The sequence below is a fragment of the Phocaeicola coprocola genome, from assembly GCF_041333015.1.
GTDB lineage: Bacteria > Bacteroidota > Bacteroidia > Bacteroidales > Bacteroidaceae > Phocaeicola > Phocaeicola coprocola.
In genome coordinates this window covers 1,204,807-1,228,912 of record NZ_JBGKGM010000004.1, presented here as the reverse complement: position 1 = coordinate 1,228,912, position 24,106 = coordinate 1,204,807, and the positions used below count along the sequence as shown (strand labels likewise).

Here is a 24,106-nt window from a genome sequence, read left to right as displayed (position 1 = left end):
ATCCCTAAAAGAAATAGGAAACTCCCTATCGGCAAATGGAGAGTTTCCGTTGCAGGAGGATTTTTATCCTCCTATTTTTGTATCAGGAAATTAAAAAAATATTGAATATGAAGATTAAGAAGTTCGCATTATTACTTTGCCTTGCGCTTTGTGCATGTTGTTTGCCGGCAAATGCCTCGTCATTAGGCGATATACGCGTCAACGCTCGTTTTCTGACAGACCGTATGGCTTTCGAACTGAATCTGAACCAGAGTCAGTACAATGATTTGTTTGAAATAAACTTTGACTTTCTGAGTGGAGTGGATCCTTATCTGACGGGTATGGCATGTGCCGATGCTGCTGCACTTGATGCTTATTATCGGTATTTGGATGAAAGAAACGATGACCTTCGCTGGATTCTTTCCAGTTCGGCATACACTCGTTTTCTTGCAATCGAATACTTTTTCCGTCCGATTTATGCGATGAATAATGTTTGTTATCTGCGGGTGTATAAGGTATACCCTAACAGAAGTTTCTTCTATTTCGGACGTCCGGTACATTACCTTACTTACCATGGAGCACACAGCCGCCGTTTTTACCGGAATACAGGCTATTACTGTGCGCATTATACCGGCCGTTATCATCATCCGGTGTATAAAGGTCATTTCCACTCTCGTCCGGAGTTCAGAAAACATGACTTTATCGCTCCTCGGCCGGTTAAGAATCCCGGATATCATTTTACTCCGGCACGACCTTCAGCTCCGGCAGCACCCTCTCATCGTCCTGAGGCACGTCCGCCATATCGTCCGGGTATAAGTGCAAAACCTGCTCCCAAACCGGTACCAAAGCCAGACAAACGTCCGCCTCATGCAAGTGGTATCCGTCCGCCTCAAAACGGAAATCATCATTCGGTCAGACCCGGTACTTCCAGACCGTCGGATAAAGCTCCCAACAGGGTGACAAGACCTTCAAGGACAGAACGTAAGGATAACCGTCCGTCTGTTCGTCCGGAAAGAAAAGAAAACAGGAAACCAGTTAAACAAATAAAAGAAAAATCTTTCTTGCACAACATGTAAGTAAAACGTATTTTTGCGGCAGATATCAATAAAGATATTATGAAAAGTCGAGTACTTAAATGGTTTGCCGCAGGATTGATTGCAGTTGTGCTTGTGGCAGGAACAGGACTCTTTCTTTTTCGGGGAGCCCTGTTGCGCTGTGTTGCCGATGAAAAGTTGGCTGCTTTAGAGCAGCGTTATAACTTGCGTATTGCCTATCGTGAATTGGGAATGCCTTCTTTGTCTGTCATCCGCCTGGAAGGATTGACAGTAGTACCTGAAGATCACGATACCTTACTGACTCTCGAAAAAGCCGAGACCGATATCGATTTGCTTCCTTTGCTTAGAAAAAGAGTTTCCGTACATCAGGTTGATGTAGAGGGTATGAAACTTTCTTTTGTAAAGCAAGGTAATGTTTCGAACTATGATTTTCTTTTCCGTCAACAGACTGTATCGGAAGCTGATCCGGGTAAAGTAGAAAGTGTATTGGCTGGATACGATGTGCAGGTAAGTAAAATACTTAGCCTGGTATTCAGATTATTGCCGGAAAATGGAGAATTACGCAACTTGAGTGTGACGGCGCGCCGGGACTTGCTGCAAACAAGTTTTTATATTCCTGAGCTTATACTGGCAAACAGTCAGTTTGCTTCTGCTATTCAGGTGGAAGAGGGAGCTATTAAGGGAGAATGGAAAGTAAGAGGTACGCTTGCACGCAGTATGCGCCTGATAGAAGGCAGCATTGCTTCCGGCAGTACAAATGAAAAAATCATACTTCCCTACATCCGTCCCCATTATAATGCGACGGTTGCATTCGATTCCATAGCCTTTAAGCTTTCAGAAAAGTCTGCTTCTGCTACGCCTCTTACACTGGAGGGGATGGCATCTGTAGACGGGCTGGAGGTTTATCATACAGCACTTTCACCCGATACGATTGATCTAGATAAAGGAAAGCTGGAATATACCTGCCATGTAGGAGGTAATTATTTCGAATTGGACAGTGTTTCTACTGTTATATTCAACCGCCTTGATTTCCATCCTTATTTACGGGTAGAAAAAGAAAAAAAGTGGCATTATACGGCAAGCATCCATCGTTCGCCTTTCCCTTCCGAAGATTTGTTTGCTTCCTTGCCAAAAGGTTTGTTCCGTCATGTACAGGGTATTCGTACATCAGGCAAACTGAGTTATGATTTATTGTTGGATGTTGACTTCAATCATCTGGATAGTCTGCAATTCTCTTCCGATTTGCGCGGGCATGGTTTCCGTATCGAAAGCCTGGGTGGCAGTGAACTTACCAAGATGAACGAGGAGTTTGAATATACGGCATACGAGAACGACTTGCCGGTAAGAACATTCTTTATCGGACCGTCGAATCCTAATTTCCGTCCGCTCAACCGTATTTCTCCTTTGCTTCAGATGGCAATCATGCAGTCGGAAGACGGAGGGTTTTATTATCATCAAGGGTTTCTTCCTGGAGCTATTCAGGAAGCTCTAGCCTACGATTTGCAGGTAGGACGCTTTGCACGCGGAGGAAGTACTATTACCATGCAGCTGGTAAAGAATGTTTTTCTGAACCGTCATAAAAATATTGCCCGAAAGCTGGAGGAAGCTCTTATCGTATGGCTGATAGAAAACCAGCATCTTACTTCAAAGGAACGTATGTACGAAGTATACCTGAATCTGGTAGAATGGGCTCCTTTGGTATACGGTGCTTGTGAAGCTTCACATTTTTATTTTGAAAAAGAACCTTCCGACCTTACCGTAGAAGAAGCTATATTTCTGGCTTCCATTGTACCGAAGCCCAAACATTTCCGTTCTTCATTCAATGAAGATGCTACTTTGCGTGATTCACAAGGAGGTTATTTCCGCCTGATAGCCGAAAGACTGTGTGCAAAAGGATTGCTTACAGAAGAGGAAGCTGCGGCTGTTCGTCCGGAGATAATAGTAAAGGGGAAGGCTAGAGAGATGATCTTATATCCCGACAGCATCAGATAAATGTTGGTTTACAGAATAAGCTGGTAGTCTGTCACCCCAAGCCATCGTCCGAATTTCATACCGACCTCTTCGAACGAAGACGCTTTTCTGAATCCTAAAGCTTCATGGAAGGCGCAGCTTGCTGTATTCTCACTCGTGATACAGGCTATCAGGACATGTATGCCGCGTCGTCTGCATTCGTCTGTCAGACGCTGCATGAGCAGCCGACCCAGTCCTTTTCCCGTATGGGCGGGCGACAGATATACAGTCGTTTCAAGTGTGCGGTTGTAGGCTTCCCGTTCTTTCCACGGATGTGCGTAGCAATATCCCACAATTTCTCCGTCTGTTTCGTATACAAAATACGGATATCGCGCTGAAATTTCAGAGATTCTTTTTTGCATCTCTTCTTCGCTGACAGGTTCTATATCGAAAGTACTCGTACTATGTGCGATATATTCATTGTAAATTGCCGTTATGGCAGAAGTATCTTGTAGGGTAACCGCTCTGATCATGATTGTTTTTTCTTTTGTTCATTGCAAAAGTAAAGAAATAGCAGCATACATGTATGAGGCTTTTATTACTTTCTTTGGAAACTTTATGAGAGTACCTTATTTTTTGTACGAATATTAAAAAAACGTCGTGATGTTTTCTGAAAAACATCAGCATAAAATAAAAAAACGTCAGCAGATTTTTAGGTGAGTCTGCTGACGTTATTTTTGTCTGTGGATTACGTTATCTTTTATTCGATTACCTTGATTGATATTTTCTGTAATTGATCTATACGTGAAGTTCCTCCGTAAAGCAGTTCATAATTACCTTCTACCATACGCATGGTGTTGGTGTTTGTATCGAACCATTGGAATGTTTCACTGTCGAGGGTGAAAGAAACATTTGCGCGCTGTCCTTTTGCAATGTGGACGCGTTTGAAGGCGCGGAGTGTATGTGAAGGGCCTTCTTTATCTCCCGAGCAACTTAAATATACTTGCACCACTTCTTCTCCGTCATAATTTCCGGTATTTTGTACGGGGATTGTGAGTGTTACTTCTTTACCTTGGCTGATTGTTTGCTGACTTAATGTAGCTGGACCGTATGTAAAGTTGGTGTAACTCAATCCGTGACCGAAGCTGTATAAAGGACTTTCTGTCATATAACGGTAGGTACGTCCCTTCATCGAGTAGTCTTGAAAGTCAGGAAGCTGGTCGGTATGCTTATAAAAAGTGACCGGAAGTTTACCCGAAGGATTGTAGTCGCCAAATAAAACGTCGGCAACAGCTGTTCCTCCAGCCTGACCAGGATACCATGCCTGAAGGATGGCATCGCAAATCTTGCTTTCGGGTTCCAGTCCGACAGCCGAGCCTGAATAGTTGACAAAGATAATTGGCTTGCCTAATTTTTTCAATTCACTTATCAATCGTCGCTGAATAGCAGGAAGTTCGATTGTTGTGCGGTCGCCGCCTTTGAAACCTTCTGCATTTACTGGCATTTCTTCTCCTTCAAGAGAAGGTGAAATACCTCCTGCAAAGACAATGACATCGGCTGCTTTTACTTTGTCGATGGAAGCTTGCAGGTTTACAGGAGCATTGCGTCCCATATCAAAATTCAGTTGGGCTGCTCTGTCTTTGCTGTAGAAGATAAAGTCTATTTTAATGTTGTATGTTTTTCCTTTTTCAGCTTTCAGCGTATACAGATTCATATTGTTTTTCAGATATTTTCCGCTGGCTACTTCTTTTCCATCTATGCTCAGGCGGATTATGCCTGCTGCCTCGAAGTGGAAATTGATATCCTCTGTTTGGGGTGCGTTAAATACCGATTCGTAGCTTGCAGAGAAATCTTGAATATTTACTCCTGCTGCAAATACTGTTGCTCCTAATGTGGTAAACTTGAAAGGAGTACTGGTATGGGTGACGGTAGCAGGTTTGCCTTCCATCTTGATGTTGTTCCAATAGGTAGAGCGGAATCCAGGTTTCCCATCGATGCTACATTGGCTGAATACACTTTCCAAACTGATACCAGAAGTACGGTCACATCCGAAGTCGTAAATCAGTTGGTTTGCCGGAATACGTTCTTTCAAAGCTTCGTACAAGGTAGAGGTATGGGAAGGAAAACCATTGTAGTTACCCCATTGCATAACAGAGTCGTTGGCATTGGGGCCGATCAAAGCGATTTTCATGTCTTCTTTCAACGGCAGGATATTATTCCGATTTTGCAGCAGGACAATGCTTTTTCGTGCAATTTCCAGTGCTAAGTCTTTATGTGCTTTGCTGTCGACTACAGAATATGGAATACTGTCCCAGCAGACATGTTCGTCCATTTCGCCTAATTCGAAACGAGCTGTCAGCAGACGTTTTACAGAGATATCAATTTGTTTTTCGTCTATCAGTCCTTTTTGTACAGCTTCCGGAAGTGATTTGTAATTATTTCCACATTCCAGATCTGTACCACTCAATACAGCTCCTGCACTGGCCGTTTCTTTATCGGGATGTGTTTCATGATCGCCTTTGCGCCAGAAGTCACTGATAGCGCCGCAATCGGATACTATTATGCCTTTGTATTTCCATTCATCGCGCAGGATTTGCATCAGCAAGCGGTTGCTTCCACAGCAAGGTTCACCTTCGAAACGGTTGTAGGCACACATTACTTCTTTTACATCTGCTTCCTGAACCAATGCTTTGAAAGCCGGCAGGTAAGTTTCCCACAAATCACGTGGCGCAATGTTTTCTGCATTGAAGCTGTGTCGGTTCCATTCCGGTCCTGAATGAACGGCATAATGCTTGGCACATGCATGAAGCTTGTCGTATTTCATGTTATCCGGACCTTGCAGACCTCGAACTACGGCAACTCCCATTCGTGAAGTGAGATAAGGATCTTCTCCGTAAGTTTCCTGTCCTCTTCCCCAGCGAGGGTCGCGGAATATGTTGATATTGGGAGTCCAGAATGTCAGTCCCTGATAGCGTTTCAGATTGCCCGATTTGCTGAATTCTGTATATTTGGCTCTGGCTTCATCGGAAACGGCTGTAAAGACTTTGTAAATCAATTCATCATCGAACGATGCAGCCATACCGATTGTTTGAGGAAATACAGTGGCAATTCCAGCTCGGCCTACTCCATGAAGAGCTTCGTTCCACCAGTCGTAGGCTTTGATACCTAGTCGTGGAATAGCAGGAGAAGCATTTTGCATAAGAGAAACTTTTTCTTCCAGGGTCAACCGTTCAAGTAAATCGGATGCCCGTTGTTCAGGAGTAAGACTGGTGTTTTGATAAGGAAATTGTTGTCCCATAACAGGAGCGGTAAATAAAAGCATACCTAACCCCACAAGTGCTTTAATTTTTTTGTTCATGTTTTTATAGTATTATTTGTGTGTTGACTAACCCTTTGATTGCAAAGGTAAAAGAATTTATAATAAGGGGATAAAAAATCTGGGAAAAATTGACTCAATTTCTATTGAGGCTAAAAATAAAAATCCGTTTTAATGAACGGGAGAGTTTGGGGATTGAAACTCAGTTTGTTCATTAAAACGGATTGTATTTGTGGGCTGACCTATAAGGCTTTGCCGAAATTAGATTTATTTAGGCAGATAATTGTTCCAGTTTGGAGTTTGTTCTATACCAAATCCTGCATTGATTTCATCACTAGGAATTGGATAACAGAATTGGGATTTTTAAGGGCTTCTCCCCTTTTTGCTTAATGCTGATAACTTTAAACCTCTTGCAATCTTTTAAGATATAACAAATATCATAAAAGTCTAGGCTAATCATGTTTGGCAAAAAAATCATATCAAGAATAGCCCTAACTCCATCAGTAATTTCAGACTTATTGGCGACCAACACTCCATCAGCATATCTTGCAAGGTAATCTCGCAAGGACTCATTATTAGAAATAGTCCAGATGTATTAGGTATCGCGTTAAGCATTTCGGAAAGATTGACATTAATTTCATCAATAATTATAATTGTCAGTCTTTCTTCTGTCGATGATATATTATAATTATCCTTTTCGTATTTTATAGCGTTGATATTCTTGCCATATTCTGATTTAATATCATTCAGTACAGACTCCGTTCCATCCCCTATGCCAATAATCTTTGCAAAAGGACGAGGTGTCTCAAAGTGAAATAAGTTACTTTTTCCCATTGCTACAAAAGTTTTAATGCTATGGCAGCACAGGCTTCTGCATCAGCAATAGCATTGTGGTGATTAGTAAGATTGAAATTACAAGTCTCAGCGACTGTGTCAAGACGGTGATTGGGCAATTCCGGTTGGAGTTTACGCGAAGCTTTTAAGGTACAATAAAAAGGATATTCGGGGTATTCCATCTCGTATGTTTTAAATACAGAGCGGAGACATCCTTCATCAAAAGGGCTGTTATGAGCCACAAGTGGCAACCCTTTTATGAGTGGATTTATTTGCTTCCAAACTTCTGGAAAGATAGGAGCATTATCCGTATCATTGTGTGTTAAACCATGAATCTCAGTAGTCCAATGAGTGTAGTAGTTTGGTGTCGGTTGAATAAGACTGTAAAATCTATCTACAATCATGCCATCGTGAACGATAACAACCCCTACACTGCACACACTTGAACGACATTGGTTAGCCGTTTCAAAATCTATTGCTGCGAAATCGGTCATATTATTACAAATTTTAATCCCACCATCTACACATCTCTTTATCCAGTAACTTAAAAATAAGGTGGAATGCCTTTTTCTTACGAAGTTTATGAAGATTCATAATATCTTTATCATCCGACAACTCAAACTCCTTATTGAAACGATATGCGTTTTTGTAATTCACAATGGGAATTTTCCGATAAGACTCATCAACAACAATGTCAATTAGTTGACAGCACAATTCCATTCGTGCTACATCTTTATCCCATCCAACATATCGTTGATGATAATACCAGTAACCGATATTGTATTCTATCTTACGTTCCAGAATTTGAAGAATAAAACTCCAATCGTATGCATAGTCATTGCCGATGGTATATTTCCAAAAATAGTGTCTTTTTCTTTCTATACTTTTGGACTCTGCCTTATCCTTTTCTGTCGATAGCGGAATAGAATTCTTCTCGTCATCCTTCAAAGATTTCAACCAGTTACCCATTGCCTTATCAGCTTGCTTACCGGTTTCAAAACCATGCAAAGTTGACATATACAGTATTAAAGCAAGAACTTCCTCGTCCTTAACTTCTATAGTAGATTCGATTTTGACAATTTGGTCTATTAGTGCTTCTTGACGATAACAAACATGAAATACGTTCAAATATAAAAACTTCTCTGATTCCGTTTCTCTTTGAGAGTTATATACGCTTTTAATTTGAATAGGTTTACATTTAGGAGACGGGGGTAAAGTTTTAAGTTCCTCGCATAAGTCAATATAGGATTGCCTAACATCTTCTGTCTCACCATACTGAACTCGTAAAACACCCCAAACACTCTCGAAAGGTGTCTGTTCTATGTATTGTCTATATGTCTTGGCTTCATGCATATTATTTACATGCCTTAAAGTTAAAAATAGGTCGAACGATATTGTTAATACAGACCGTGTCTGCAATGTTGGCAATTATCTCTTCGGCTGGTTTATAAACCATGGGAGATTCGTCACGGGTGAAGTCGTTTACGCTCTCAGAGTAAATTCCCTTCATGGATTCCTCGAAGTCTTCCATCTTGATTTGCTCATAAGCTTGTGTACGACTGAGCACACGACCGGCACCATGAGGTGCAGAACAATTCCAATCCGGATTGCCCTTACCTGTGCATAGTAAAGAACCGTCTCGCATATTCAACGGGATAATACAGCGTTCACCTTCGGCGGAAGATATGGCACCCTTGCGCACCATGTTGTCATCACTGATATAGTTGTGTATGCTCTCAAACTCCTCCAAAACCTCTACATCCGGGAAGAATTTAAGGAGCAGTATGGAGATGAGTTTTCGGTTAAGTACTGCCCACTTTTGGCAAAGACGCATGTCGTGAAGATAATCTTCTCTAGCCTGATGTTCTAAATAACAGAGATCCGCAGGAAGTTTCGGCTCGGCTTCTTTATGTTCCTTTCGCATTCTCTTAATGACAGACTGAAGTTCCGCCCTACGGTCGGCAGCCTTGTACTCCTCTATAGTACGTTTAATTAAGTCCTCAAACTCGTCATAGCCTTCCGTCATGTGGTGAACTGCTGCTGCCTGGTAAATCTCCGCCACCTGTTTGCCAAGATTCCGACTACCCGTATGGATAACAAGATACACGTTACCGTCATCATCTCTATCCAGCTCGATGAAATGGTTGCCACCACCGAGCGAACCGATAGCTTTATAGATACGGCTACTATCTTTCAGTGAGCGATAGCAACGCATTTCTGTCACTATCTGCTTTGCTTCACGATAAATGTCCATCTCTTCACCCACAAGAGGACGGAAACCAAAGCGGTCTTCACGCACAATCATACCGGAAGGCACATTGCTATGGATAAACTCATGAAACGCATGGAAATCTATATCTGTTATTTTCCCAAATTCAAGTACACGCATACCACAGCCGATGTCCACGCCCACGATGTTCGGGATAACCTTGTCACCAAGATTACCCGTGAACCCGATGACACAGCCCGCACCAGCATGAACGTCCGGCATAATACGTATCTTCTTGTCAGAAAACACGCCAATGGAAAGCAAACCTCTGACTTGCTCCAATGCGCGTTCTTCAATGTTATCCGTGAAAATCTTCACGTCATATCCTTCTATAGTTTTCATATCTATTCAGTACTAGGGGGGTAAATTCAGTATACAACCTATCTAAGACTTATCTTGGACGAAAATACAGCATTAATCTGACATTTTATGATGGTTTATTTTTGATTACTCTTCTGTCTTTTAGACATCTCTGCATATTTGTAGCAGAGGTCAGCATCCATATCGGTAATGCCAAGTTCTCCATCAAGTTTATCATTCTCCTGAACAATGACTTCATCACAGAGATTTTTTAAGTTTTCAAGACTTTCCATAGCAATAGCACGTTTGTCTTCACCTTCAAGCGTGAACGGCATCGAGACAAAAGCTATTACATTCTCCACATTCATATCTTCACTAGACCATGCGATACAAGGTGCATAAATGCTACCTGTATTACCTCCGAGTCCAGCAGTTATAATTAGAGTGTCAACGCCATTGAGACTAGCGTCAAAATGCTCTTCTGCATTTGCTTCTTTGGGTAGTAAGATATGTGTATCTTCCTTTTTACCATGTTTGTAGAGGGATTCCGTATCAGTATCATAATAGACGAACTCGGCATCTCTAACACCAATTCCTTGTTTTCTTATAGAATCAGCGATATTACCACCAGCGTTTCCAACAGCTATTATTTTCTTCATAATTCTTGTTATAATTTTATAGAGGAATCACGATAGTTGCATCATGATTCCCCTGTTAATGATAAAAGTTGTTAGCTTCTACTTCGACATCGTGTAGTCCAAATAACTAGAAGTGAGCATTTGCGCTTTCTTCATATCCACACCATACTTTGTCATGAAAGCGGCAGCAATCTGTTCTCGCCCCTGTGGGTTGTGTAGGGGATTAGATGTTGTAGGTGTGACGACTTCAACGGTCATTCCTCTCTCGACGAACACGCCATTGCACTGACGCTTGTTCTTTGTTGTGAATTTCCAAAGTGGCATACTGTTGTAGTTTAGTAGTTTATTAGATTGAGTAAATCGTTTCCTTGAGAAGTCGCTCCGCCTTGACCTCGACGAGTTTATCCCATAGTCGTGAGGTCTGGAACTTATTGAGAGGAATGTACTGCTGGTAGCGTTCTATGAACTCCTCTGCACGCTCAATGTCCCAATTATCTATGATGTCAGCCCAGTCCATCATGTCAACAAACTTGTCAAGTAGTGTCCAGTTGTTGTAGATTTCATCGCGAGACGAAAGAGTTTTCCAGTTCCACTTCTCCTTAAACTTGTGAAGATTTTCCTCAGTAAGAATGTTCGCATTACAGTACTGCGAAAAATCAGACCAGTTAATCTTGCCAGCAAATTTGGCAATACCTGCTGTTGTCCACAGAATATTGCGGTTCTGTGACAGCGTTTCCCAATCGAGCTTGTCCTGAAACTTCTCAATCATCTCCATGCTCAGGCTTTCGTCTGAAACTTTTTTCCAAACCTCTGCATTTAGCACAGACGATAGGAATTCATTGTTTGTAATTTGTCCCATACTTAATAGCTTTAATTGTTTTGTTGATGCAAAGGTAGTTTACAAAACTGCCATTATGCGGCAGTATAAATTATTTTTTCAAAAAATCCCGATATTTTCTCTAATACCGGGATTCTATCCGCCTACAATTAACTAAACGTTACATTATAACACCTTTTTAGAACCATCATCACTATAAAGTTCATTCATATCTTTGGCTATCTTTGCAAACTGCTTACGAAGTTCAAGTGGTCGGATTACTTCAACATCACTCCCGTACCTCAATAGTTCCTGTATAAAGTCGAAAGTTGGTCGCAAGAAAAAAGTAAATGTAGATGAGTATTCTCCTTTGGATGTTTCTTGCTGTGTGTGATGAAGTGGAAGCGAGCGAAAATAGTTCTGCTGACCATTTGAAACTTCTATTTCAATTGTCTCTAACTTATCGTCTGATCCAATAATGATACCAATCACATCATCAAAGTAACTCTCAGCATCAAATCCTTTTGGGAGGTTGAATGTATTATCGTTCTGTTCAATAGAAAGGATTCTATCAAGCCCATAAATACGAATATCTCCGTTATATGTACTTCGCGCAAGAAGATACCATCGCTGTTTGAATACCTTGACACAATAAGGTTCCACCTCAAAAGTTGAAGGTCGATCTCGATGAAAACTTTGATACGTAACTGTTAATGTGTGATTGTCTCTCATAGCCTCAATAATAGGCGTAAGAAATCGCTGACCAGAAGGAATCTGTTCAAACAAAATACGTTGCTTTATTTGATGGCTCTCATTTATAAGATTATTTACCGCAAACGTATTGATAAGCCATGTTCTGACTCCTCCTTTTCTAATGTCATCACTATTGGCTATTTTATAAACTTTTCCTGCTGAACGGTCACATACAATATCAATATCAAAGAGTTCCTTAATAGCATCTTTATGGCGATGGAATGTCCTCTCAGGAATTTCAGGTTCATTATTATAATTAAGTGAACTACGAGACCATCTACTACTGATTTCCTCTCGTGTAATCCCACCTGAGCTAAAAATCAAATCAACAAGCCAAATATAACGGTTGAATAATTCTGATGCTGCCATAATTTACTCATTTATATTTTCTTGTTCCTGTAAATACTCTTTAATTAACGTGCCGATTTCACGTTCAATTATTGATTCATTCTTTCCGACGGTACCAAACATAAAATTAAGATTTTTACCTTCAACTAAAACTCGACGTTTTATCCATTGGTATTCTTTGTTAATGATTCCAAGGTTATAGTCAGAAGTCCAGCAAAGCGTTATCTCAGGATGGTCAGAGCGATGGAAGCAGATGTCGTTTCCCCACCACAAAGCAACAGATTCATCATCTGATACAGGTGTCGCATCTATAATATATGATTGGGATTGCAAGTACTTCAGTGTCTGATTACGGTTACGATCCCAACCTGGATTATCATTCACACGGTCAATTCCAATCCTATCTTCTGAAATTCTTCCTTTTTCAGGGTAGAAACATAAAGAGTTGTGATACCATCTGAACCTTAGACGATTTCCAACATCATATTTTAGTATTCCTTCAATTATCCCAGCTTGAAGCAGCGTTTCTTTGGCCTGTATAAACTCTATTTCATTGGAATTTTCACAAGGCAAATCCTCAATGTCATCAAGATTGTCTGATTCTGATAAAAGACAGGTACGAAAAATAAGATTAAATCTCTCTCGTTGGAGCCTATCTTTGAGCGTACCAGCAGTAAAATCAAGCACACGCCAGTCATTGAACAGTTGATTTTGCCTTACGATACACTTTGTAAACGCACGTGCAAAAGCCGAACGCTTTCTAAGCGATTCTTCATCTCCATCTTTGAACTCTAAGGCTTTACCGTCTTCGCCAAACCAATGTCGGAAATTGTCCCATATTTTGCGTAATGTAGTCTCATTAAACTTATCACCATCAATCAGAAGCGGTCGCAAACGTCCGTTGAGTATGGGATGCTCTTCTGCCTGGCGGATAATTCCAGATAACTCTTCGTTATTTAGCAAGACCGTTGCCTTAAAGTATTCTTCGGCAAGCTGCATATTTTGCTCATTGACCTTTTCCTTATTAAGAGAAGCCAAATAAGGAAGAATCTCAGTAGAATGTTCAGAAAAGTCTTCCCTTATTCTATTAACATAAGCATAGAACGTATCCTTGTCACTTACCGTATTCGCTGAATAGTTGCGTATGAATCGCTTCCATTCTGCAAACTCATTGGAAGAATAATCGTTACCACTGTAAGAAAGCAAACCAAACTTAAATGCTCGTTCAGGATATGATTTTGGAATAGAGATCAATTCTTTTACTATCCCGTTATTTCGATTATGATAAAGTCTGTTTAACAAAGATGCTATTTCCCCAAGGTATCGTTTTGCATTGTTTGCGTCTAAGAGGTACCCAAAATATTTCCAAGGCAAGAAGAAGTTCCCATCATCGTAGTTCAACCCTAGAAGATTGTCTGAATATGGGTATTCTTTTCCGGCACGAGCGATAAGCCAATTAGAAAGAAATGCCAATAATGGAATGTCGAAATTATGGGCTTTTCTATCCCAGAAAAGATTGCTCCATTCTCGGTCCAAGCAATATCTCCATTTATCCGCAAATGTGGGGCATTCATGACGTTCTTGACGTTCTTTCAGATAAGAATCTTCCTTTTCGTAAAGCGAAAATTCGGAATCATAATCCTGTATATCGTCCGGCAGGATTTTATCAATTTCAGACTTAATCTTGTCAAATTGGGACAACTTCTTTCCACGCGAATTCATCTTGAGATACAGAGTTTCATTGAGTTCCAGACTTTTAAGGTCCAAGAATTCAAAGCTGATTCTATCAAGATTATGAAATACGCCTGGGGCTTTTCTGAAACGGGAGTCAATGGCATTTAACATATTAAGAGTTGCACCGACTGTCGGGTCAAGAATCCAATAGTTCAAAAACCAACCTTGATTGAGTATATGCTTCTTTAAGTCAACTGTCTCATTTTTCTCACCTTTCCAATACTCGGCTATAGCAGTCAGGAAGTCACGCGATGCACTGCGTGTTTCGTAATTGAATCCCTGTAAATAGCCGAACGGTATTCCGTGTACCTTCTCACCATAAAGAGAAAGAAGATACAGCGTAGTAAGGCGTTGCTGTCCATCGATAGGTATAAAACATTTCTTGGTTGTTCCATCTATCATGTTTCTCACCTCAGAGACACCGAAAACAATCCCCCATGACAATGGCTTGCCAGAGGCCACATCGTCGAGAATATTGTCACGAATTACAGTAGCTTCTTTGTCAATTCTTCCTTGTGCATAATCACGTTGGATGCGTGGAATGTAAATATAGTCATATTTTTCTTCTTCAAACAATGCTTGAAGAGTTTTTCTTGAATCATTCTGTCCCATTGTCCTTACAAAATTTTTCAAAATCGTTGATTGTTCTTTCTATTGCTTTCTCGTAGGCTTCTTGGTCATTCTCATCCCAAAACACAAATCCATTTGGTGAGTGGGTGTGCCATTTACTAAATACATTTATTGTTGCAGCTGGTATGAAACTTCCATTAGCTTGGTATGCGTTAAGCCAATTTCGCTTGTCAAAATAGAATTTGTTACCTATACCTTTATTATCATGTTCCGTCAAGAGTGTGAGATTTTTGAGACGCATTACATCTTCCCCCTCTGCTACAAACTTATTGACCAAACTGATATATTCTGCATCATTGTCAAGGGCTGAAAGATTATTTTTCGAATCATTTAACATTTTGCAGAGCTTTTCAATCTCATCGGGTAGACTTTTTTCTTGGTATTCAATTTTCAAATCTCGAAGACGTTCTAGGAGTTTAGACTTGTCTTTGGGGTTTTGCGGTGAGATGTGTTCTACATTCCAATTTACAGTATGAAATACATGGAATGGGAATCGGCTTACTTTTGTTTCAGTTCCCTTTCCTGTTGACTTACCGCAATCCTGTATCAGCAAAGGGCTCTTGTTATTGACAAGCATTGCTATATTCAAGAGCAATAATATATTAAACACTTCATTTTTGTCTTTATCAAAACGAGCCTCCAAATAGTTTTTCGGTATTGATTGCGAGCATTGTAGTTTAACATAGCCGATAAACTCCTTTCGAGTAGGCAGCTTCTGTTGTTCATTGTTTCCTGTTGCATATTTGTAGAATTTCGCAAGCAGATGTTCGTGGAACGGAGGATAATCCTGCGGCATATATTTAGGATATTTTCTTCCTTCAAGATAGCCAATGAGATTATATAACAACGGATCACGATACCATCCTGTAATCATATGGTAGCATTTTTTGAGTTCTTCCCATTTCCTGATCATCTCTGTATCGGCTGTGATAGAATCTTCCAAAGAAGAAAATAGAGGATAATCTACATCTTTGGGAATCTCTTCATGCTTTGACAGATACCAAACTTTATAGAGATAGTCAATACAACTCGAAGGCCTGTCTTGATCCCCGGCAAGGAAATACCACATTTCATCTTCTCGTAAAGTGCGTTCCATAATGTCCAATTCTTCGGACATTGAGATTTGTTTGATTTCTTTTACTGCTTTAGTCTCGCCAACATTGTGGAGAAACAAAGCCTTGATGAGTTCACTCTCGGTAAGGGATATTTTGCCCGAATTAAGATTATTGAACAGGTCATGTTCCATTTGGCTTTTCTCCTTTTCTGACAATCGCTCGTCCTCCTTCATCACATACAAGATAAATCTGCAATATTCAAGTATATTCGTCCTAAGTATTTCCTTATAATCAAGATTCTGATTTATCCATTCTACGATAACCTGTTTTGCCATTGAAAGGTGCCATATTTCACATGAAGATTCAGGGTCGAAGTCCTCATCACACATTCTCCTAAGTATATTATCTCGCTCGTATTCAAGCGAATAACATTTACTATCGTAACCGATTGCTTTCAGAATAAGATAGATGGTCGTGAGCCGTTGTTGTCCGTCAATTACTCTCCATTCATGCTTTCCATTGCTCTCAATATGTCTTACTACAAGAGGTTGAAGACAATAGAAAGAACCATCCTTCTTCTCATCATAAAGGAATACATCCTCAATAAGTCGTAGTACCTCCTTTTTAGTCCATCGATATCCTCTCTGATACGATGGAATTTTCAGGTTGAAATTCTTCAAACATAATTTACCAACCTTAATTGGCTTGGGTTCTAACAAGAACTCACGAATATCGTTTTCCATACCGCACAATATGTTTTTTAGTGGTCTATGCAAAGTTACTAATTAGAACTGACAAAACACGGCAGTTTGTCGTTTTTTTATAAAATTTCCCCATATAACAGGGGCAATGAATGCTTATATCCCCCTAAATTTCTCAAGAATAACATTGCAAACACCAAAAGTAAAGTTCCTTTGAGTTCTCATAAATCACCTAAAATGTGTCTTGTTTGTTACTCTCATTTCTTGTACTTATACAAAATCATTGTAATACAGTCATTTGCGCTAAGATATAAAGAAAGTCCACCATCTGTTTTTCACCCTGGCTCCAGACGACAAATATATCAAGTACACAATGGACAAAGCCATGTATTTAGTGGACGAAACGGGTCTTGCCCAGTATAATACATTGAAGGAAAAAGGATTCTACTCGAATATTATGGGTACGAGTGCTGTGTTCAGCATATTCTGCGACAGTATAAAATTCGATAAGGAAAAGATGGAGTTCATGTATTATGGCAAACAGCGTATTGAACGACGGACAAGCATTCTTACCAGAGAACTGGTCACTGCAGGTCAGCTGAAACGTGTACCAAGAACTGACAATAACCCTCACGGATTGCTTATAACAAACTGGAGGACACTTATGAATAAGGATATTGAACAAAAGAACAAAATGAACTACTAATATGGGATGGAAAAAGTTATTTGTTGGAGAGAAGATGCCAGATAAAGATAATCCGAAATATAAGCAAAGATACGAAAATGAAGTCAATGCTGGTCGCAAGTTCGCACGTATGATGAAACTTGATGTGCTTGCCGGAACGGTTCAGAACTTTGCCAACAACCACAGGAAGCAGTTTCTTGTCATTGTTTTCGGACTTATCATAATCTGTCTATGTCTGAATATCTACAGAATGGCATTTGTGTTTAACAGGCAACAATCCGTCCAAAGTGCCACAGAAAGGCAGGAGCTGATATTGCGCAAATATTACAACAAGGGCAATCAAAAATCCAACCGTCTTCACGAAGGACTTTCTACCGTCAATGACGAATCTAATAATAACAACGTAAACATAAAGAATGATGGACGCACTGAAGAAAATTAACTGGAAGCAGCCAAAGTACATGATTCCAATAATCATCTACTTTCCCCTGTTGTTTGTCGGTTACTTTGTCATAGATCTGTTTCATACGGAGAAGGCAGAAACTCCTAACGGACTCACTACGACTGATTATCTGAATCCGGAATTGCCTGATGCCAACATGAAAGGCGATGGTATTGGCAAAAAGTATGACAATATGCTTAAATCATATGGGAAAATAGATGACTATACTGCTTTAGGAAACATTGACCGTAATGAAGGAAACAACAAAGAAGAGTATGATTCAAAATATTCAGAAGAAGAGCTTAAACAATTGGAATCTCAGAAACAGGAAGCCGAGAAACTCGCTGAGATGCAAAGACAACTACAGGAGAGCGCACAGAAAGGTCAGGAAGTCGCACAAGGCGACGGTACTTCTGAAGAAGACCGCTTGACCATCAGTAAACAACGTGAGCAAGAAGCCATGGAGGAGCTGAACCGAGCTATTGCCCAAGCCAGATTGCAAGGTCTGCAAGCTACAAATTTGCCGACTGATACGGATACACTTACAAAGATGAATGAAAAGAATCTGGAAGTGTCTGATGAAAAAGAAAATAACGATGAACCCCTGGAAGTGGTCAAGAAAGTCAAAGTAACGTCCGACTATTTCAATACTATCTGTGAGAATGAAAAAGAGCAGAAGTTAATTAAAGCCATCATAGATGAAAACATCAAGGCAGTTGACGGCTCAAGAGTCCGTCTCCGATTAATAGATGATGTGGAAATCAATGAAGTTGTTGTTCCCAAAGGATCATACCTTTATGCAACTATGAGCGGTTTTGGCTCACAGCGTGTTAAAGGCAATGTTACAAGCATCATGGTAGATGGTGAGATTATCAAAGTAAACCTTGCCTTCTATGATACAGACGGATTAGAAGGACTGTATGTTCCAAGCAGCCAGTTCCGTGAAACTACAAAAGATGTGGGTAGCGGTGCGCTAAGCAATACATCAACACTCACCAATACAACCACATCTGGAAACAGTCTGGCATCATGGGGAGCGCAAGCTATTTCCAATGCTGTCCAGAAAAGCAGTAATGCCGTCAGCAAGGCAATCAAAAAAAATAAAGTCAAGCTCAAACAGATCAACCAATGCTCATGCTGAATCTCTTAACTCTAAGTTGAAAGGCTTTAGAGCACAACTATGCGGTGTGCAGGATTTACCTTTCTTTATGTTCAGAGCGTCCATAATCTTTGGATAACATGATTATATTGCCACGGACTTATGCAACTGTGCCGAACTTTCTCCTCGGATATACACGTTAGCTTGAGCACCCGGCGTACTTGTTGAATTATTCATTTGCACACCCGGCATACTTCCTTCGAGCGCTTTCATGAAGTTTGCATCGGTGCGTGATTCAAGTGTAGTAGAATCTGCTACATTGGCTGCTCCCGTAAATGTACTTTTCTTTGTTACTCCATAACCGGTAACCACCACTTCATCCAGAACTTCTGTATCCGATTTCAGGATTACATTTAATTCCGGTTTAATGTCTAATTCGCGACTTTGCATACCGATGAAAGAAATTATCACTTTCTTTGCATTTGCTGGAATGTTGCCAAGTGTAAATTTCCCATCGATATCAGTCACGGTTCCTGTATTAGTCCCTTTTATTAGGACAGAAGCTCCTACGATAGGAAGATTGTCTTCTTCTGAGATGACAACACCTGTCACCTTCGATACCTGTGCCATCGCTATGCTGATGTAGGCGAAGAAGCAAGTACAGAGTAAAAACAACTTTTTTTCATAAAATCTCTCTTTTTTTGATTAAAATAAATAATTAATTAAACAATATAGTGAGGAATATTGTTTACTGCACCTTAACAAAAAAACATCAAAATTACTCTATATACTTTCTTTTTTGTATGTGTATGGGCTAAATTTGTATCTTTTCTAACAGATACTGCCCTGTATATGATGCTCCGCAATGAGCTACTTCTTCGGGGGTGCCGCATACTACGAGATTACCGCCCATATCTCCACCTTCCGGACCGAGGTCTATGACATAATCGGCGCATTTGATAACGTCCATGTTATGTTCGATTATGACAACCGTATGTCCTCGTGCTATTAACGAGTTGAATGCCTCTAGCAGTTTCTTTATGTCGTGGAAATGTAATCCTGTTGTCGGTTCGTCGAATACAAAAATAGTTGGCTGAGATTTTTCGATACTCAGGAAGTATGCCAGTTTGACACGCTGGTTTTCTCCTCCCGAAAGGGTAGAGGATGATTGTCCCAGCTTGATATATCCGAGTCCAACTTCTTGTAGCGGCAGCAGTTTTTTTACTATTTTCTTCTGCTTGTGTTCATCGAAAAATTCGATAGCCTGGTTGACTGTCATTTCCAGTATGTCATAGATGTTTTTCCCTTCGTAACGTACTTCCAGGGTATCACTCTTAAAACGTTTTCCATGACATGATTCACATTCCAGTACCAGATCGGCCATGAATTGCATTTCTACCGTTACAGTACCTTCTCCTTTACATTCTTCACAACGTCCTCCTTCGGTATTGAACGAGAAATACCCTGCCGAGTACCCCATTTGTTTGGCCAAAGGCTGGTCGGCAAACAGTTTTCTTATTTCGTCGTATGCCTTGATGTAGGTGACAGGATTACTGCGTGAAGATTTGCCTATCGGGTTTTGGTCGACAAACTCTATGTCCTTCATCATCTGGATATCACCTTCCAGTGAAATAAATTCTCCCGGACGGTCGCTGCCTTCACTATACTCACGCTTCAGTGCCTTATAAAAGATGTCGCGCACTAACGTACTTTTTCCTGAACCACTTACTCCGGTCACTACCGTCATTACGTTAAGCGGAAAGCGTACATCGATTCCCTTCAGGTTGTTTTCTCTGGCTCCTTTTATTTCTATATAATTATTCCACGAACGATGTGTCTGTGGTCGTTCGATGATTTCTTCTCCCAGCAGATATTTTACAGTATAGCTGTTGCTTCCGGGATGCAGGTCTTTCATATCTCCTTCATAAACAATTTCTCCTCCCAGACGTCCGGCTTTAGGGCCGATATCTATAATATAGTCGGCAGCACGGATGATTTCTTCATCATGCTCTACCACTACAACCGTATTGCCCAGCTGTTGCAACTGGCGGAGTACTTTGATAAGCTTGTCTGTATCTCGGCTGTGAAGTCCGATACTAGGTTCGTCCAAAACATAAAGTGAACCTACCAGACTGCTTCCCAGTGAGGTTGCCAGATTGATTCGCTGACTTTCTCCCCCGGAAAGTGAGTTGCTGAGTCGGTTTAATGTAAGATATCCAAGTTCGACGTCGAGCAGGAAGGTCAATCGGTTATTGATTTCATTCAGCAAGCGTTGGGCTATCATCTTGTCATGTTCGTCGAGCTGCAAGGTACGGAAAAATTCTTTCAACTGATAAACCGGCATCTCTACCAGTTCTGCAATGGTGCGTCCTCCCACTTTGACATAAAGCGCTTCTTTCTTCAAACGGCTGCCATGACACTCCGGACAAGTTGTCTTACCACGGTAACGGGCTAACATTACGCGGTACTGTATCTTATACTGATTTTCTTCCAGCATCTTGAAGAACGAATCGATGCAGACTTTGTCACGCGGTCCGTGCCATAAATAATCCTTCTGTGCCTGAGTCAGGTTATAGTAAGGCTCGAATATAGGAAAATCGTGCGCCGGAGCTTCGCGCAGGAATTCGGTGAGCCATTCGCTCATTTTTTCTCCTCTCCAGCACATCACAGCACCGTCGTAAACACTCAATGCACGGTTGGGTACGACAAGATGCTCGTCTATACCGATAATCTTTCCGAAACCTTCACACGTAGGGCATGCGCCGATAGGAGAGTTGAACGAAAACATCTGGTCGCTGGGCTCTTCAAACTTAATACCGTCTGCCTCGAATTTTGTACTGAAGGCATGTAGTTTGGTACTTCCGTCGGGCAGGTAAAAGCGCAGCAGACAAGCTCCGTCACCCTCGTACATAGCTGTTTCTGCTGAATCGGTCAAGCGGCTGATTGCATCTTTTGTATCATCGCAGCTCATACGGTCCACCAGCAGGTATATCGTATCGGCAGGATTATATTGATAATCCTCCATACGAACCATTTCACCGTTTACTTCCAGACGGGTGAATCCTTGTTTCATATCCATTTCTATCTGTTCGGCTTCACTGCGTCCTTCTCGGGAAATGATAGGAGTCTGTACCGTATAGCGTGTACCTTTCGGATATGAGAGCATGCAGTTTACAATATCTTCGGGGCTGTCTTTTTTTACAAGCTGACCGCTTATCGGCGAATAAGTTTTGCCGACACGTGCAAACAGCAGACGCAGATATTCGTATATCTCAGTCGATGTACCTACGGTAGAACGCGGATTCCGGCTGATTACTTTCTGTTCGATAGCAATGGCAGGAGGAATACCTTTGATGAAATCACATTCAGGTTTGCTCATTCGTCCCAGGAACTGGCGTGCATACGATGAAAGGCTTTCCACATAGCGACGCTGTCCTTCGGCATACAATGTGTCGAATGCCAGTGAGGATTTTCCGGAACCGGACAACCCCGTAATGACTACTAGTTTATTACGTGGAATATCAACGTCTATATTTTTCAGGTTGTTTACCTTCGCGCCTTTTATAGATATATATTTACTGTCAGACATGCTTGGATTCGTTTGGTTTTTGATAGACAAAAATAGTGAATTTTATGCATATCGTGAAACAAAAGATAAATAAGGAGTGTTAATAGCTTCAATTTTGGAAAAAACTCTGCTTATTGCTTTCACATGTGTAAAACAGGTCCTCATTGCTTTATTCTTTTATCGATTCGAGGAAAAAGTAAGTTATTGATTATTTTTTCCTTATCTTTGCCCTCTCGATTATAATGTATAAAAAATATGAAATCAAAAGTTTTATTGATTTGGCTGGCAATGCTTTTATTTGTTGCCGGAAGTGTTAAGGCACAGACAATGCATCCAAAGCGTGAATTCCGCGGTGCGTGGATACAATGTGTGAACGGTCAGTTTCAAGGTATGCCCACAGAACAGATGAAAGCGACTCTGATCCGTCAGTTGGATAACCTGAAAGGTGCGGGTATCAATGCGATTATATTTCAGGTTCGTGCCGAATGTGATGCTCTTTATGCGTCGACCTATGAACCCTGGAGCCGTTTCCTTACCGGATTGCAGGGAAAAGCTCCTCAGCCAGGCTGGGATCCGCTTCGTTTCATGGTGGAAGAATGTCATAAGCGTGGCATGGAACTTCATGCATGGATAAATCCTTATCGTGCACAGACCAAGGGAACTACGGCATTGTCGCCTATGCATCCTTATAATAAATACCCTAATTTGTTTGTACGTTACGGCGGACAGCTGTATTTCGATCCCGGATATCCTGAATCGAGAGCTTATATCTGCAAGATTGTAAGAGATATCGTTTCTCGTTACGATATTGACGCTATTCACATGGATGATTATTTTTATCCGTATCCGAATCCGGAAGAAGAATTTCCAGACAACATCAGCTTTGCTGCTTATGGTCGCGGATTTACCAACAAGGCCGACTGGCGTAGAGATAATGTCAATGTCTTGATAAAAGAAATTCACGAAACTGTACGCAGTTGTAAGCCATGGGTTAAGTTTGGTGTTTCTCCCTTCGGTATCTATCGTAACAGAAAATCAGATCCGAATGGAAGCGATACAAACGGACTTCAGAATTACGATGACTTGTATGCCGATGTACTGCTTTGGGTCAACAATGGCTGGGTAGATTATAATATCCCTCAGATCTATTGGGAAATCGGTCATCCGGCAGCAGATTATGATAAACTGATCCGCTGGTGGGCGCGTCATTCTGCCGCACGTCCACTGTTTATCGGACAAGACGTAGTTCGTACTGTAACAAAGCCAGATCTGAAAAATCCGGGACAGCACCAGATGCTTGCCAAATATAACTTGCAGCGTATGCTTCCAACCGTACAGGGAAGCTGTCAGTGGTATGCTGCTGCAGTGGTAGAAAATAAAGGCAACTATCGTGAGGTTCTGGCAAATGTCTACCACAAATATCCAGCTTTGATTCCGGCTTCTCCTTTTATCGATAAAGAGGCTCCGGGTAAAGTGAAAAAACTGAAACCGGTGTGGACTGCCGACGGATATATTTTGTTCTGGACAGCTCCTAAGGCGAAAGATGAAATGGACAAGGCTGTGCGTTATGTAGTATATCGCTTCAATAACGATGAAAAGGTTAATCTGAATGATCCTTCTCATATTGTTGAAATCACTACTAATACTTTCTATAAACTTCCTTATGAAAACGGAAAGACTAAGTACCGCTATGTCGTGACTGCACTCGACCGTCTGCATAATGAATCGAAGGCTGTTAAGAAAAAAATTAAGTTGTAAAATATTTATTAAGTTAAGAAATCCGTTCGGAGGAATCCGGACGGATTTTTTTATGAACAGACTGATGTGTTCAATATTGTGTTCTTCTCCTTTAAATTTGTTATATTGAAAGAATTGATTATCTTTGCTAATAGATACAAAACAAACAGAAGTGTGCCTGTAAAGAGCAGTCCCT

19 protein-coding genes and 2 pseudogenes are annotated in these 24,106 nt (G+C 40.9%); 7 read left to right on the top strand and 14 right to left on the bottom strand.

Features of this window, described 5'->3' with window-relative positions:
* Positions 1 to 107 precede the first annotated feature (107 nt).
* Complete coding sequence (locus ACDG22_RS15950) at positions 108 to 1,055, top strand: hypothetical protein (RefSeq protein ID WP_239477821.1); 948 nt, start codon at positions 108 to 110, stop codon at positions 1,053 to 1,055.
* Positions 1,056 to 1,094: 39 nt separating this feature from the next.
* On the top strand, positions 1,095 to 3,026 hold the full coding sequence (locus ACDG22_RS15945; protein WP_178270086.1) for a transglycosylase domain-containing protein: 1,932 nt from the start codon (positions 1,095 to 1,097) through the stop codon (positions 3,024 to 3,026).
* 8 nt (positions 3,027 to 3,034) lie between these two features.
* Here ACDG22_RS15945 and ACDG22_RS15940 read toward each other — a convergent pair whose 3' ends face one another.
* The 12 genes from ACDG22_RS15940 to ACDG22_RS15885 form a co-directional block, all read right to left on the bottom strand.
* Complete coding sequence (locus tag ACDG22_RS15940) at positions 3,035 to 3,517, bottom strand: GNAT family N-acetyltransferase (protein WP_007571484.1); 483 nt, start codon at positions 3,515 to 3,517, stop codon at positions 3,035 to 3,037.
* Positions 3,518 to 3,744: 227 nt separating this feature from the next.
* Complete coding sequence (gene xyl3A / locus ACDG22_RS15935; RefSeq protein WP_370859017.1) at positions 3,745 to 6,306, bottom strand: xylan 1,4-beta-xylosidase; 2,562 nt, start codon at positions 6,304 to 6,306, stop codon at positions 3,745 to 3,747.
* Between the two features lie 468 nt (positions 6,307 to 6,774).
* Entirely contained in the window at positions 6,775 to 7,134 is a 360-nt protein-coding gene (locus ACDG22_RS15930; protein WP_007571478.1) for a hypothetical protein, read from the bottom strand.
* Between the two features lie 2 nt (positions 7,135 to 7,136).
* Positions 7,137 to 7,628, bottom strand: coding sequence for a 3'-5' exonuclease (locus tag ACDG22_RS15925; RefSeq protein ID WP_007571476.1), 492 nt, complete (start codon positions 7,626 to 7,628; stop codon positions 7,137 to 7,139).
* A 13-nt stretch (positions 7,629 to 7,641) separates the two neighbouring features.
* Positions 7,642 to 8,262: a hypothetical protein gene (locus ACDG22_RS15920; protein WP_270230652.1), complete on the bottom strand. Its 621-nt coding sequence runs from the start codon at positions 8,260 to 8,262 to the stop codon at positions 7,642 to 7,644.
* Between the two features lie 226 nt (positions 8,263 to 8,488).
* The gene (locus ACDG22_RS15915; RefSeq protein ID WP_007571468.1) at positions 8,489 to 9,745 is read right to left on the bottom strand and encodes an RNA-splicing ligase RtcB; all 1,257 of its coding nucleotides are present in this window, start codon (positions 9,743 to 9,745) and stop codon (positions 8,489 to 8,491) included.
* A 95-nt stretch (positions 9,746 to 9,840) separates the two neighbouring features.
* Positions 9,841 to 10,362 (bottom strand): FtsZ/tubulin family protein, encoded by a 522-nt coding sequence (locus ACDG22_RS15910; protein ID WP_007571466.1) that lies wholly within the window; start codon positions 10,360 to 10,362, stop codon positions 9,841 to 9,843.
* 78 nt (positions 10,363 to 10,440) lie between these two features.
* Positions 10,441 to 10,665 (bottom strand): DUF6140 family protein, encoded by a 225-nt coding sequence (locus tag ACDG22_RS15905; RefSeq protein WP_007571464.1) that lies wholly within the window; start codon positions 10,663 to 10,665, stop codon positions 10,441 to 10,443.
* 22 nt (positions 10,666 to 10,687) lie between these two features.
* On the bottom strand, positions 10,688 to 11,200 hold the full coding sequence (locus ACDG22_RS15900) for a hypothetical protein (RefSeq protein WP_007571462.1): 513 nt from the start codon (positions 11,198 to 11,200) through the stop codon (positions 10,688 to 10,690).
* A gap of 144 nt (positions 11,201 to 11,344) precedes the next feature.
* Entirely contained in the window at positions 11,345 to 12,280 is a 936-nt protein-coding gene (locus tag ACDG22_RS15895) for a helix-turn-helix transcriptional regulator (RefSeq protein WP_007571460.1), read from the bottom strand.
* 3 nt (positions 12,281 to 12,283) lie between these two features.
* On the bottom strand, positions 12,284 to 14,605 hold the full coding sequence (locus ACDG22_RS15890; protein WP_270230650.1) for a GmrSD restriction endonuclease domain-containing protein: 2,322 nt from the start codon (positions 14,603 to 14,605) through the stop codon (positions 12,284 to 12,286).
* Positions 14,592 to 16,421 carry a DUF262 domain-containing protein gene (locus ACDG22_RS15885; protein ID WP_007571455.1) on the bottom strand — a complete coding sequence of 610 codons (1,830 nt, stop codon included), beginning with the start codon at positions 16,419 to 16,421 and terminating at the stop codon, positions 14,592 to 14,594. The genes ACDG22_RS15890 and ACDG22_RS15885 overlap by 14 nt, the downstream gene beginning before the upstream one ends.
* A 280-nt stretch (positions 16,422 to 16,701) precedes the next feature.
* Here ACDG22_RS15885 and traK point away from each other — a divergent pair.
* From traK to ACDG22_RS15865, 4 genes and pseudogenes are all read left to right on the top strand, one after another.
* A pseudogene (traK, locus tag ACDG22_RS15880) lies at positions 16,702 to 17,085 on the top strand (conjugative transposon protein TraK); the annotation flags it as partial.
* Between the two features lies 1 nt (position 17,086).
* Positions 17,087 to 17,506, top strand: coding sequence for a hypothetical protein (locus ACDG22_RS15875; protein WP_178270089.1), 420 nt, complete (start codon positions 17,087 to 17,089; stop codon positions 17,504 to 17,506).
* On the top strand, positions 17,484 to 18,647 hold the full coding sequence (traM, locus tag ACDG22_RS15870; protein ID WP_178270099.1) for a conjugative transposon protein TraM: 1,164 nt from the start codon (positions 17,484 to 17,486) through the stop codon (positions 18,645 to 18,647). The genes ACDG22_RS15875 and traM overlap by 23 nt, the downstream gene beginning before the upstream one ends.
* A pseudogene (locus ACDG22_RS15865) lies at positions 18,619 to 18,744 on the top strand (DDE transposase); the annotation flags it as partial. The gene traM and the pseudogene ACDG22_RS15865, both read left to right, overlap by 29 nt.
* Before the next feature lie 5 nt (positions 18,745 to 18,749).
* Here the strand turns inward: ACDG22_RS15865 and ACDG22_RS15860 are convergent.
* Both ACDG22_RS15860 and uvrA read right to left on the bottom strand, forming a co-directional pair.
* A complete protein-coding gene (locus ACDG22_RS15860) occupies positions 18,750 to 19,280 on the bottom strand; it encodes a carboxypeptidase-like regulatory domain-containing protein (RefSeq protein ID WP_040312219.1) in 531 nt (176 codons plus the stop codon).
* 139 nt (positions 19,281 to 19,419) lie between these two features.
* Positions 19,420 to 22,194, bottom strand: coding sequence for an excinuclease ABC subunit UvrA (gene uvrA / locus ACDG22_RS15855; protein ID WP_178270090.1), 2,775 nt, complete (start codon positions 22,192 to 22,194; stop codon positions 19,420 to 19,422).
* 234 nt (positions 22,195 to 22,428) lie between these two features.
* On the opposite strand from uvrA, the gene ACDG22_RS15850 reads away from it, so the two are divergent.
* A complete protein-coding gene (locus ACDG22_RS15850; protein WP_007571448.1) occupies positions 22,429 to 23,931 on the top strand; it encodes a glycoside hydrolase family 10 protein in 1,503 nt (500 codons plus the stop codon).
* The last annotated feature ends 175 nt before the right edge of the window (positions 23,932 to 24,106 follow it).